The sequence below is a fragment of the Planococcus notacanthi genome (assembly GCF_030407825.1).
Lineage (GTDB): Bacteria > Bacillota > Bacilli > Bacillales_A > Planococcaceae > Planococcus > Planococcus notacanthi.
In genome coordinates, this window is the sequence record NZ_JASDCQ010000001.1 from 184,118 (window position 1) to 196,471 (window position 12,354).

Here is a 12,354-nt window from a genome sequence, read left to right on the forward strand (position 1 = left end):
GTATAATAAATGGAATATCTAGAATATTATAGTCACAGATCAGAATGATTAATATAGGTATATTGAATTATAAATATGGAATTTAAAAAAGAAAAGATATTGTTAAAGAACATTTAATTTTTATAGCAGTCTAAAGAGAATACTGAATGTAAACTATTGGGTTCTGAAAATTCCGATTATGTTATGATAAAAAGAAATAGAACCCATGGGGAAAAGGAGGTCTTTCCGATGTCCATCAGAAAAGCCATCATTCCAGCCGCCGGTCTTGGAACACGTTTCTTACCCGCTACAAAAGCCATGCCGAAAGAAATGCTGCCCATTGTCGACAAACCGACCATTCAATATATCGTAGAAGAAGCCGTGGCTTCAGGAATCGACAGCATCATTATCGTCACTGGGAAAGGAAAGCGGGCGATTGAAGACCATTTTGATCACGCCTTTGAACTGGAAGCCAATTTACTGGAAAAAGGGAAATTGGATATGCTGGATGCGATTCTTCAAACATCGAAATTGGAAATCCACTACATCCGTCAAAAACAGCCACTTGGATTGGGGCATGCCATTTGGTCAGCCCGTAATTTTATTGGGAATGAAGCATTCGCCGTGTTATTAGGGGATGATATTGTAGAAAATGAAGAGCCGTGCCTGGCTCAACTGATGAAACAGTTCGAAAAGACCGGAAACTCGATCATTGGTGTACAACAGGTTCCGCTGGAAGAGACTTATCGTTATGGAATAATCGATCCGATTTCAATGGATGGCCAATTGATGAAAGTCAGAAGCTTTGTGGAAAAACCGGTACTTGGAACAGCACCATCCAATTACGCAATTATGGGCCGCTATATTCTGACTCCTGAAATCTTCGGGTTTTTGGGCGAGCATCAATTAGGAGCAGGAGGCGAGATACAGCTCACGGACTCCATCCAAAAGTTAAATAAAATCCAAAAGGTCTATGCTTATGAGTTTGAAGGGCGAAGATATGACGTCGGCGAGAAGTTTGGTTTTATTGAGACCACGATTGATTTTGCGTTAAAACGGGAAGAGTTGAAAGAACCTTTGCTGAAGTTGTTCAAGAAAATCTTAAGTGAGGAAAAAGAACGCCAAAACCCTTGAAGAGGGCAAGGGGGGATGAGAATCGGTTTGATTGAGATTCCTTTGGTTTATCCATTCGGTATCGGAGAGCCTCAAGCTCCTGTATACTGAAAAGAAAATGAAGACGATGGAGGTCACGGCCATGGAAACCATTCTTGCAATATGCATAGGTTTGGCATTAAGTGCAACTGTGGGGTTTAGAATCTTTACTCCTTTGTTGATCACAGGTATATTCGTGCATGTAGATTGGCTGACACTTTCAGAAGGGTTCAGCTGGATCGGCAGCACTCCCGCAATTATCGCTTTTGGGGTAGCGACCCTTTTTGAAGTGGCAGTCAATTATATTCCGGCTGTGGGCTCGTTTATGAAAATGATTTCCACACCGATCGCTGCATTGGCGGGCATTCTGCTGACGGCGTCGTTTATTGGAGACATGAGCCCCTTTTTGGAATGGAGCATCGCAATCATCGGTGGTGGGGGCGCAGCCACTGCCTCCCATGCAACCATTACAGCCGTTAAAGGAGTCAGTGAAACGGCTTTGATGAGTCCGGCTGTTTCCTTGGCAGAAGATGCTACGGCTACAATGGCGCCGATTCTGATATTCATAGCGCCGATTCTGGCAGTCTTCTTCCTGATTGCTATGGCGTTCATGATCTATAAGTTGTATCGTCGTTTTCTTTATAAGCCGAAAGCTATATGAAAAGGAGCTGGAATCTATCTTCCGGCTCCTTTTTCTATTATCTCGGAATCACCAGCACTTGTCCTACACGAAGTGAATTGACATTGGTTATTTTATTGGCTGCTGCAATCTTGGCAACGGTCGTTTTATAGGTGCGTGCAATGCTGTAAAGGGTATCACCTGCTTTCACAGTGTATTTCACAGAAGTAGCAGGCGGTGCAGTGGTTTTCCCAGGAATCGTCAAGACTTGGCCGACACGGATTAAACTATAATTGGTGATATTATTGGCTTTGGCTAGCGCCGCAACGGTGACATTGTATTTTTTCGCAATGCTGTAAAGGGTATCACCGGCCTTAACCGTGTATTTTACTGAAGTGGCAGGGGGTGCAGTAGTTTTTCCGGGAATCGTTAATACCTGGCCTACGCGGATTAAATTATAATTGGTGATGTTATTGGCTTTGGCCAGTGCAGCAACAGTGACATTGTATTTTTCCGCAATGCTATAGAGAGTATCACCGGCTTTGACTGTGTATTTGGTTCCACTTGCTGGAGCAGAAGGCAATCTCAATAATTCAGAGACCGTCACAAATTTATAGCCCTGGGCTTTCAATTTGCTGATCATGCCTGGCAAAGCACCGGGAGTCCCAGAGGCACCTGCGCCGGTATGCATCAAAATGATTGATCCCGGTACAATATTGTTCAGGACCTTATTGGTGATTTGAGTGGATGAAACGCCTTTCCAGTCGACCGTGTCGATATTCCACTGAATCGTATGGGTATATCCAGCTTCACCTACAGTTTTAAGGACAGTTGAATTGGATGCACCAAAAGGGGCTCTAAAAATCGGTTTGGTCGATTTTCCTGTTATCCCTTTAATGGTCGTTTCGGTGGTAGCCAATTCACTTTTTATCTTAGCAGCTGAGATTTTCGTGAAATCGGGATGTGAATAAGAATGGTTGCCGAGCTGATGGCCTTTGGCTGAGATGTTGTTGATCCAGGTCGGATGGTTTTTTGCTCCGGAACCTGTCAAAAAGAATGTGGCTTTGACGTTATGGGCAGATAGGACATCCAGAATTTTATTGATGTTTGTGCCATCTGAACCGTCATCGAAAGTAAGAGCGACAACTTTGCTGGTGGTGCTGCCTTTTGTGACATAGGTGGAGCTTGCTGCTTGTGGCTGGCTGGAGAAGAAGAACACAGTAAACAGGATCAGTAACATAGCTGCTGCAACTTTAATCCATTTAGAAAGCACCTTTCTCACCCCTTTATTTAGTGCGCTGAGCCGAGCCAGCGTATGTATAGGAGAGATTAGGCCGGTAACTATGGTGGAAGATTGGGGAGGGATTTTTGCAGATTCTCTAATCATATTATACCACATGGATGAGCAATAAGGGCTAATTTAAACTGAATATTTTGAAAATTAATTAGTGTATCCAAAAAGAAAAAATCCAGTTGTCCATAGATTGGGCAGCTGGATTTTTCTTTATAAATCTTTTGTATCGTAAATGGCGGTGATGAGCTGACAAGTGCTGTGGCCAGTCGAATATGTATTCCAATGGCTGCGGAACAAATCAATTTTTTCATGGTCCACAGAAGAATCTTGAATATGCGCAAGCACTTCTGTTGTGGTCTTAGCGATCGGGCCAGGGAAATAAAGATTGCTTTCCGCCCATATTCCTTGGGTCTTGCCGTAATCTTCCAAGTCATACGTATAGAAAATCATCTTTTTCCCGAGCAGCGAGAACTCCACTGGGATAGACGAATAATCGGTGATCAAGATGTCGCTGACGATCAGCAGATCGCTGAGGTGGGGATAGTCAGTGGCCAACAGGACCCGTGGATGATCCACTATGTTGGTTACTTCTTGGACAGATGGATGCAGCCGGATCATGAGCACATAATCCCCATCCATTTTTTCGAGAAACTCTGATACCTCTAATTGAACTTTCATACTGTGCAACGAATTTTTCCGGAAAGTAGGGGCATACAATACCACTTTTTTTCCTGCAATGATTGGATATCTCTCGATTAATTTGGCGTAAGCATTTTCTTTTGCAGCTTTATCGAAATAGAAATCAGTCTGAGGAACCCCAGTGTAGATAAAATGGCTTTGATCCACATGGAAGGATTCAGAAAAGATATCCGCCATTTGCTGGGAGCCGACAGGAATGTATTGAAACCGGTCGTATACTTGCTGAAAGCGCTGCTTGGCCCGCTCGCTTCTGGCGGATGTTTCAGGATCGCTCCACCCAAATTTCTTGATGGCTCCAGCCGCATGCCACAATTGAATGCATTTTACTTCTTGGCGGAAGCGGATGACGGAAAGGACGCCTGCATAATTGTCGACAAAAACGTATTTTGCGGTAGCCAAATGGTAAATCGATAAAAACGTATCCAAAATATTGGACGTTTCAAAGCTGTATATCTTTTTATTGGTTGTAGGGACAGCAGTGAAGTCGATTTTGCATCTGGATTGGTTGATGAAAATAATTTGATGCTTTTCCGACTTCGCTAATTCTTTCGCAATGAAAAACGCATTGTCACCAAATGAAGAAAGAAAGACCGTTTTATTTTTCATGGGGAAAAGATTGAACAGGGAAAAGAAAACTTTGAATAAAAACAGATAAATAGATATTCCGAATTCCTTTATCATTGTTTGTTGTAAAGGTCGGTTTTGATTTTTGTAGTTGAGATGCCTTCGGTTCTCGGCAAATAAAGCACTTCACAATAATCCATCAGCTCATCAAATTTGCCTTCCCAGTCAGATCCCATTACAAACAAATCTACATTATTCTTCTGAATATCATCTACTTTTTGGCCCCAATTGTGTTCGGGAATCACTTCATCCACGTATTTGATCGCTTCAAGGATTAATTTGCGTTCTTCGTAAGAGTGATAGGCTGCTTTTCCTTTGATAGCATTAAATTCGTCCGATGACAAGCCGACAATCAAATAATCGCCATACTCTTTCGCCCGCTTTAATATATTGATATGGCCATGGTGAATTAAGTCAAAGGTCCCGTAAGTAATTACTTTCTTCATAATTTGTTCACTCCAAAAATGCTTATTTTCGATTTATTTAACAATATGCTATGATACCATCTTATATGTTATCATGTGTAATAGCTATTGAAAATGTAGAGTACGTACAAGGCATTAGACGTTTTTTTTCAAAAAAAGATGCATTTGAAAGAAGCTAAAGATCCTCACAGGTTCAGTATAAAATAAAGGTTGATAAGATTCTGTTTTCTGTAATGGAATTTTGCTCATTTGACTTTTCAAGAAAGAAGTAAGGTGACTAATTTGAGTTTTATCCAAAAAATTAAAGGGTTAAAAAATAGCAGCGTCACAAGAAGGCTCTTCCGCGCTGTTTTCGTCATACTTGGAAAACTTCCGAAAAAGAAGAAATTAATGGTGTTTGAAAGCTTTCATGCGAAACAATTTAGTGACAGTCCGCGTTCTATCTATGAATACATGAAAGAAAATCATCCGGACTACCGGCTTCTTTGGAGTGTTGACAAAAGTGCCATCCACTTATTTGAGAGTTTTAATGTGCCTTATATTCAGCGTTTTACTTTCGAGTGGTTTTGGACATTCCCACGAGCTGAATATTGGGTGAACAATGTCCGGCTGCCTCGATGGATGCCAAAACCTTCCGGTACGGTTTATCTCCAAACCTGGCATGGAACCCCTTTGAAAAAACTTGGGCTGGATATCGAGGAGATTCATATGCCCAATACGAAAACCGACTCCTATAAAAAGAATTTTGCCCTGGAATCGGAGAAATGGGACTACTTAGTTTCACCTAATCCTTATTCAACCGAGATTTTTAAGCGTGCTTTCCATTATAATGGGGAAGTTATCGAGTCGGGATATCCACGCAATGATTTGTTGACCAATCATTCGGATACACTGATCAGCAGCCTGAAGAAGGATTTAGGGATTGCTGAAGACAAGAAAGTCATGTTATATGCTCCTACGTGGAGAGATAATGAGTTTTACCAAAAAGGGAAATACAAGTTCGAGTTCCAATTTGATTTGGAAAACTGGATAAAGGAATTCGGGGACGAATGGGTGCTGCTGTCCCGCATGCACTATTTAGTTGCTGAAAACTTTGATTTCTCGGCCTATGAAGGCGTAGTCTACGATGTGTCATTATATCCGGACATCCGCGATCTTTATCTCGCTTCTGATTTGCTGATCACGGATTACTCATCCGTCTTTTTCGACTATGCTATCTTAAATCGTCCGATTATTTTCTTTATGTATGACTTGGAAAACTATCGCGACCAGCTCCGCGGTTTCTACATCGATATCGAAAAAGATGCACCTGGACCGATTGTCCAGACCGAAAAGGAATTGTTTCAGGCGATCCGGGCGATGTCTGATAGCAATGTCCAATTAAGCTCAACATTCAGTGAGTTTAAAAATCGTTTTTCTTCCTTGGAGGATGGGAAGGCAACAGAGCGGGTAGTGAATACTTTTTTGAAGTGAAGAACGTGAGTGAGAGTTAATACAGCAAAACACATTGCTGATTGTTTAATGAGATAAAAAGTGATTAAGTGAGGATACATTATGAAATCAGCTATAAAAGTTATTAAAGAGCAGTTTCAATTCTTTTATTTGGTTAAAAGGTTGTCTGTTTATGAATTACGCAGTTTAACAAGAGGCAACTATCTTGGGGCAGCATGGGAAATCATCAATCCGGCAATCCAGATACTGATTTACTGGTTCGTATTCGGTTTTGGAATCCGGCAAAGGGAAGCGGTCGGCGATATCCCTTATTTCCAGTGGATGTTTGCCGGGATACTGGTATGGTTCTTCATCAATAACAGTGTCATGAAATCATCCAAATCGATTTACAGCAAAATCAGGATGCTGTCCAAGATGAATTTTCCGATGAGCGTCATTCCGAACTATACAATCTTTGCGCAATTTTACCCGCATCTGGTATTATTAGCTCTCGGAATGGTGGTCCTGCAATTTATCGGATTCCCGATTTCCATCTATTATGTGCAGTTGCCGATTTACATCATTGGCCTGCTCGTATTTTTGTTCAGTCTCGCCCTGATTACGTCGACTTTGTCGACAATCATCCGGGATGTCCAAATGTTGCTGCAGTCGGTCATGCGGATGCTATTGTATTTGTCTCCGATTTTGTGGCCGCCGACTTTGCTGCCTGAATCGTGGCAGCCTTACATGATGCTTAATCCTTTCTACTATGTGATTGAAGGCTATCGTTATTCGTTGCTTGGGGAAGGCTGGTACTTTCTTGAGAATCCTGTCTACACCCTTTATTTCATTGGAGTAGTCGCAATTACATTCATGGTCGGTGCATATCTTCACGTGAAATTTAGAAGTCAGTTTATCGACTTTTTATAAAATTGGAAGTGAAACTGTTGGTTAATTCAGTAGAAGTTAAAAATGTCTCGAAACGCTATAAATTATATAAGAAGCAATCTGAACGGATTCTGGATCTGCTGGTTCCCTATAAAGACTATGGGGAAGATTTCTTCGCCTTGCAGAATGTCTCGTTTGATGTCGAGAAAGGCTCAATCGTTGGGCTTGTCGGCATTAACGGTTCCGGCAAATCAACTTTGGCGAATATCATCGCAGGCGTTATTCCGGCGACGAACGGCCAAGTGACAAGCGACGGCAATGTGGCGTTGATCGCGGTAAATGCCGGACTGGATGGCAAGTTATCCGGCCGTGAGAATATTGAACTCAAGCTATTGATGCTTGGCTTTTCCAAAAAGGAAATTGCAGCAATGGAAGATGAAATCATTGAATTTGCGGAGTTGGAGAAATTCATCGACCAACCTGTGAAAACATACTCCAGCGGCATGAAGTCGCGTCTGGGCTTTTCCATTTCTGTACGCGTCAACCCCGATATTCTGATTGTGGACGAAGCTCTATCAGTCGGAGATAAGGCCTTTTCAGAAAAAAGCCTTGCCAAGATGATGGAGTTCAAGGAAAAAGGCAAGACCATGTTTTTTGTCAGCCACTCGATTTCGCAGATGAAAAAATTCTGCGACCAGATTTTATGGTTGGAGTTCGGAGTGGTCAAAGAATACGGTCCCACCAAAGAAGTGATTGCCAAGTATGAAACTTTCTTGGCCGAATATAAAGCATTGTCAAAAGCGGATAAAAAGAAATACCGAACAACTGCCCTTGACCGCCAATCAAAGAAAAACACAGAATCTGCAGAAGTCCTTTGAGGATTGCTGCAGATTTTTTGTGCTCAGAATTGCTAAGAGAGGAAATTTTTTCTTGATTATTCTACAGTAGAGAAAAGGGGTGAAACGACATGATAAACAAAGAACAATTAGTTGCGACATTTTCAATTGTCGCAGCAGATCCGGAAACCGGAGAAGTGGGCGTCGCTGTCCAGTCGAAGTTTTTAGCAGTCGGATCGGTGGTTCCATGGGCAAAAGCCAATGTAGGCGCAGTTGCCACACAGTCCTGGGCGAATACCGCTTTTGGACCTGAGGGATTGGCATTATTGGAAAAAGGCTTGTCGCCTGAAGAAGTCATCGACAAGCTCGTTGCCGACGATCCAGACAGAAGTTTGCGCCAGGTGGCGGTCATCAATGCAGAAGGAGAGGCTAGTGCCTTCACTGGACATGAATGCTATGACTGGGCCGGACATATAATAGGGAAGCATCATTCCTGCCAAGGCAATATTCTGATCAGTGAAGAAACAGTCAGTGAAATGAGCTGGACATTTGAAGCGTCGGAAGGCCCATTGGCTGAACGCATGCTGAAGGCCGTCGCAGCTGCTCAACACGCAGGAGGCGACAGCAGAGGGAAACAGTCGGCTGCTGTTTATGTTGTGCAGGAAGGCGCTGGGTACGGCGGCTATAACGATGTCAAAGTGGATCTGCGGGTGGATGACCATCCCGAGCCAATCGAAGAATTGCAGCGGCTGTATGAGCTGCATAAAATGTATGCCGCCCCGTCAGAAGACAAACTGGCCATCGAAGGGGATGTGCTGAAAACGGTTGTAGAACAATTGGTGAAGCTTAGTTTATTGGGGATGGGCGACTACAACAGCTATAACGCGGAAGTGAAAGAGGCATTGAAGGCATTTGTGCTGCGGGAGAACTTCGACGATCATTGGTCAGAAGAAGCGCTGATCGATGAATCGGTATTGGCATATTTGAAAAAACAATGAGTTTAGAGCCTGTTCAGGATAGCTGAGCAGGCTTTTTTTGGTGTGAGGTGCGCTTGTGAGGCTGCGAGGTGCGGTGTTGGCCAGTTGAGGTGCGCTTACAGCCAAATGAGGTGCGCTCACCAAAAATAAGCATGAAAAAAGGCAGCTCATGAGTGAGCTGCCTTTATTTGAAAGCTTAATCTATTTGTTTCTTACGGAACTTCGACACGACCTCATAGACGATCGGCACAATAACCAATGTCAGTAAAGTCGAGCTGATTAATCCGCCGATAACCGTGATGCCGAGGCCTTGGGAAATTAATCCGCCGCCCCCGCCTTCCACGCCAATAGCAAGCGGAATTAAAGCACCGATAGTTGCTAAAGCAGTCATCAGGATAGGGCGCAGACGTGTCACGCCGCCTTCAAGAAGGGCTTCGCGTGTTGTCAATCCGGCTTTTTCCATGTGGATGACGCGGTCAATCAAAACGATGGCATTTGTGACAACGATGCCGATCAGCATCAAAACACCAATCAATGCGTTGACACTCAATGCTTCTCCAGTAATCCATAACGCCACAAGTACACCGATTACCGTGAATGGCAACGAGAACAGGATAGAGAATGGAGCGAGTGCGCCTCCGAATGTGACAACCAATACAAAGTAAACGATCGCGATGGCTGCAAGCATTGCCAAACCAAGCTGAGTGAACGATTCGTTGATCTGTTCAGTTACGCCGCCGTGATCAGTAGTGACACCGGAAGGAAGGTCAAGCTCTGCTACCTGCTCATCGATTTCCGCAGTGATTTCCGCAGCATTGTTGCCAAGAACGTCTGCAGTCAGAGATGCATACATTTGGCCATCTCTGCGGTTGATGGTATCCGGCGATTTGCCTTCTTCCACTTCCATGACTTCACCGACTGTCACAGTCGAACCAAGGGCAGTTGGAATTTCGATGGCTGTTACGTCATCAATTCCCGCGTATTCGGTTTCTTCTGTTTCGATATATACGTTCAGTTCTTTATCTTCGTTCGTAACGGTGGTCAATACAGGAGCTTCGCCAACGCTGCTTAACGCCATACCGATTTGGGCAGCAGTTAAGCCGTTTTCGCTCAAGCTTTCCTGATTAGCTACCAAAGTAAACTGATCATAAGCTTCAGTCAAGCTGGACTCTGTGTTTTCTAAACCATCGTTGTCTTCCATGAACGGCTGGATTTCATTGATGGCTGTTTGAATGTCTTCCACGCTGTCACCGTAAACGAACATTTCCAGACCGCTTGCTCCCATTGCAGCAAAGTCCAGGCTTGCCCATTCACCGGTTTCAGTAGAGCCGTTCAATTCTTCAATCAGTTTTTTGCTTTCATTTTCGAATTCGGCAAAGTTATCATCATATTCAATATAGAACAATGCGGAATTATCTCCGCCTCCGCCCATAGCTGACAACGGATTTCCGCCGCCAAGCGAGTATTGGTATGAAGTGACGCCTTCACGTCCATCAATGGAAGCTTCTGCATCAAGTGCAATGGCTTCCACGTCTTCACGTGTCTGGCCGGGTTCGGGGCTGTAAGTAGCCATGACCATTTTTTGTTCTTCTTCAGGAAGGAAACTGACGCCGATTACGGGAATCAGGAATAGGCTGGCGACAAGGACTACGGTAGCTCCTCCGAATGTGATGATTTTGTGGTTCAATGACCATTCCAAAATGCGTTTGTAGCTGGCTGCCATTTTTCCTGGCTTGTGTTCTTTTTTATTGGATTGAGGAGTATCCAGATTCTGCAATTGCTTGCGGTACATCAAATGCGCCATCATCGGAACGATGGTTACAGCAACCAGTAAAGAAGCTGATAAGGCAAAGACCACTGCGAGGGCAAATGGCAAGAACAATTCGCCAATCTGTCCGCTGACAAGGGCAAGCGGAAGGAATACCGCGATGGTGACGACGGTTGATGAGAAAATCGGAAGGAACATTTCGCTTGTTGCTTCACGAATCAATTCTTTGCCGCGCAATTTCTCACCAGGCAAGGCCATACGGCGGTAGATGTTTTCGATAACGACGATCGAGTCATCGATGACGCGGCCGATAGCTACAGTCAATGCGCCGAGTGTCATGATGTTCAAGGTAATATCCAATTGATTCAATAAGAAAATTGCCATCAATAAGGATAACGGGATCGAGATGATTGAAATCAATGTTGTCTTGAAGCTGCGAAGGAACAGCAAAATGATGACGACGGCAAATAAAATACCGAATAACGCTTTGCTGAGCATCGTTTCGACCGATTTCTCGATTGGTTCGCCTTGGTCGAATGTCGAAGAGATCGTTAAGCCATATTGTTCTTCAGCATCTGCAACGATGTCTTTGACAGCATTAACCACTTCAACGGTGTTGGCATCTGGTGATTTGATGATTGAAATACCGATCGATTCTTCACCGTTCGTACGGGAAATCGATTCCGCTTCACTCACCACTTCAATGTCAGCCAATTCGCTTAAAGCGACTGTCGGAATTGTAGTTGGAGCAGCTGGAGCTTGAGCGGCAGGATCCTGTGCGCCTGCAGCGGCACCAGGAGCGGCCGGGGCTTGTGCGCCTGCAGCGGCATCAGGGCCAGTTGGTGTTTGTGCGCCGGCAGCAGCATCAGGAGCTGGGGCTGTCGGAGCAGCAGCTGCCGCTTGAGGGATAGCTGGAATCTGCAGGTTTTTCAAGTCGTCGACAGTTGTAATATCGCCATCGATGACCAAGTTTTTAAGTTCTCCGTCAAAGTCCGTCAATCCTAATGGGAAAGTCAGTTTTGAACCTTGGATCAATTGCTGGATCGTTTCTTCAGTCAAGCCGTATTGTGCCAGAGCTTCCTGGTCAAAAGCCATCGTGACTTTCTGCACACGCTGACCCGATACTTGTGCATCGGATAAACCGTCTACGCCTTCAAGAGCAGGCAGGACATTGTCTTCAACGTTTGCTGTCAGTTCTTCCAGTGAGCTTCCAGAGTTGCTGATGCTCAATGTCAGAATCGGGAAGGCATCCAAGCTAAGGCGGGAAACCTCTGGTTCATTGGCTGCTTCGGGAATTGAAACTTGCGACAAGGCATCTTCCAATTCGCGGGTGGCCTCGTCCATATCGACATCAAAGTCGTACTGGACTTGGATAGTGGAAGCGTTGGCTAATGATGTGGATGTCATCAGTTCGACGCCATTCATATTTTGAATCCGCTGTTCCATTGGAATCGTAACTTCTTCCATAATTTCGTCAGGCGCAGCACCCGGGTATGTAGTGACTACAGTAACTGCGGGCAGTGTAATACTCGGAATGGATTCTTGCTTCATCGTCAAGCCTGCATAAAGGCCGGCAACGACAACCATAATGGTCAAAATCCATATCGCAAATTTGTTGTTTAAGGAAAAATCAATGATTTTTTTCAAGTTTTTAGCTCCTAT

At 44.2% G+C, this 12,354-nt stretch carries 10 protein-coding genes; 6 read left to right on the plus strand and 4 right to left on the minus strand.

Annotated elements, in window-relative coordinates:
* Positions 1 to 228: 228 nt before the first annotated feature.
* The gene (gene galU / locus QMA01_RS00765) at positions 229 to 1,113 is read left to right on the plus strand and encodes a UTP--glucose-1-phosphate uridylyltransferase GalU (protein ID WP_290214106.1); all 885 of its coding nucleotides are present in this window, start codon (positions 229 to 231) and stop codon (positions 1,111 to 1,113) included.
* Between the two features lie 121 nt (positions 1,114 to 1,234).
* Positions 1,235 to 1,792: a DUF4126 domain-containing protein gene (locus tag QMA01_RS00770; RefSeq protein ID WP_290214107.1), complete on the plus strand. Its 558-nt coding sequence runs from the start codon at positions 1,235 to 1,237 to the stop codon at positions 1,790 to 1,792.
* Positions 1,793 to 1,829: 37 nt separating this feature from the next.
* Here QMA01_RS00770 and QMA01_RS00775 read toward each other — a convergent pair whose 3' ends face one another.
* From QMA01_RS00775 to tagD, 3 genes are all read right to left on the minus strand, one after another.
* Positions 1,830 to 3,023: a LysM peptidoglycan-binding domain-containing protein gene (locus QMA01_RS00775; RefSeq protein WP_290214108.1), complete on the minus strand. Its 1,194-nt coding sequence runs from the start codon at positions 3,021 to 3,023 to the stop codon at positions 1,830 to 1,832.
* Between the two features lie 231 nt (positions 3,024 to 3,254).
* Positions 3,255 to 4,424 (minus strand): CDP-glycerol glycerophosphotransferase family protein, encoded by a 1,170-nt coding sequence (locus tag QMA01_RS00780; protein WP_203339220.1) that lies wholly within the window; start codon positions 4,422 to 4,424, stop codon positions 3,255 to 3,257.
* Positions 4,421 to 4,813, minus strand: coding sequence for a glycerol-3-phosphate cytidylyltransferase (tagD, locus tag QMA01_RS00785; RefSeq protein WP_203339221.1), 393 nt, complete (start codon positions 4,811 to 4,813; stop codon positions 4,421 to 4,423). The genes QMA01_RS00780 and tagD overlap by 4 nt, the downstream gene beginning before the upstream one ends.
* A gap of 252 nt (positions 4,814 to 5,065) precedes the next feature.
* On the opposite strand from tagD, the gene QMA01_RS00790 reads away from it, so the two are divergent.
* The 4 genes from QMA01_RS00790 to QMA01_RS00805 all read left to right on the plus strand — a co-directional run bounded on the left by QMA01_RS00790 (position 5,066) and on the right by QMA01_RS00805 (position 8,945).
* Positions 5,066 to 6,265 (plus strand): CDP-glycerol glycerophosphotransferase family protein, encoded by a 1,200-nt coding sequence (locus QMA01_RS00790; protein WP_290184279.1) that lies wholly within the window; start codon positions 5,066 to 5,068, stop codon positions 6,263 to 6,265.
* Positions 6,266 to 6,346: 81 nt separating this feature from the next.
* Positions 6,347 to 7,153, plus strand: a complete 807-nt coding sequence (locus tag QMA01_RS00795) for an ABC transporter permease (RefSeq protein ID WP_203339222.1) — start codon at positions 6,347 to 6,349, stop codon at positions 7,151 to 7,153.
* 17 nt (positions 7,154 to 7,170) lie between these two features.
* Positions 7,171 to 7,989: a teichoic acids export ABC transporter ATP-binding subunit TagH gene (gene tagH, locus QMA01_RS00800; protein WP_290184283.1), complete on the plus strand. Its 819-nt coding sequence runs from the start codon at positions 7,171 to 7,173 to the stop codon at positions 7,987 to 7,989.
* A gap of 89 nt (positions 7,990 to 8,078) precedes the next feature.
* Positions 8,079 to 8,945 carry a DUF1028 domain-containing protein gene (locus QMA01_RS00805; RefSeq protein ID WP_290214109.1) on the plus strand — a complete coding sequence of 289 codons (867 nt, stop codon included), beginning with the start codon at positions 8,079 to 8,081 and terminating at the stop codon, positions 8,943 to 8,945.
* Between the two features lie 175 nt (positions 8,946 to 9,120).
* On the opposite strand, the gene QMA01_RS00810 is transcribed toward QMA01_RS00805, so the two are convergent.
* Positions 9,121 to 12,339: an efflux RND transporter permease subunit gene (locus QMA01_RS00810; protein WP_290214110.1), complete on the minus strand. Its 3,219-nt coding sequence runs from the start codon at positions 12,337 to 12,339 to the stop codon at positions 9,121 to 9,123.
* Positions 12,340 to 12,354: the final 15 nt, after the last annotated feature.

What these genes read in the sequence shown, in the direction of transcription:
- galU (WP_290214106.1), top strand. Translation starts at nt 229, where the DNA reads ATGTCCATCAGAAAAGCCATCATTCCAGCCGCCGGTCTTGGAACACGT.
- QMA01_RS00770 (WP_290214107.1), top strand. Translation starts at nt 1,235, where the DNA reads ATGGAAACCATTCTTGCAATATGCATAGGTTTGGCATTAAGTGCAACT.
- QMA01_RS00780 (WP_203339220.1), bottom strand. Translation starts at nt 4,424, where the DNA reads ATGATAAAGGAATTCGGAATATCTATTTATCTGTTTTTATTCAAAGTT.
- tagD (WP_203339221.1), bottom strand. Translation starts at nt 4,813, where the DNA reads ATGAAGAAAGTAATTACTTACGGGACCTTTGACTTAATTCACCATGGC.
- QMA01_RS00795 (WP_203339222.1), top strand. Translation starts at nt 6,347, where the DNA reads ATGAAATCAGCTATAAAAGTTATTAAAGAGCAGTTTCAATTCTTTTAT.
- QMA01_RS00805 (WP_290214109.1), top strand. Translation starts at nt 8,079, where the DNA reads ATGATAAACAAAGAACAATTAGTTGCGACATTTTCAATTGTCGCAGCA.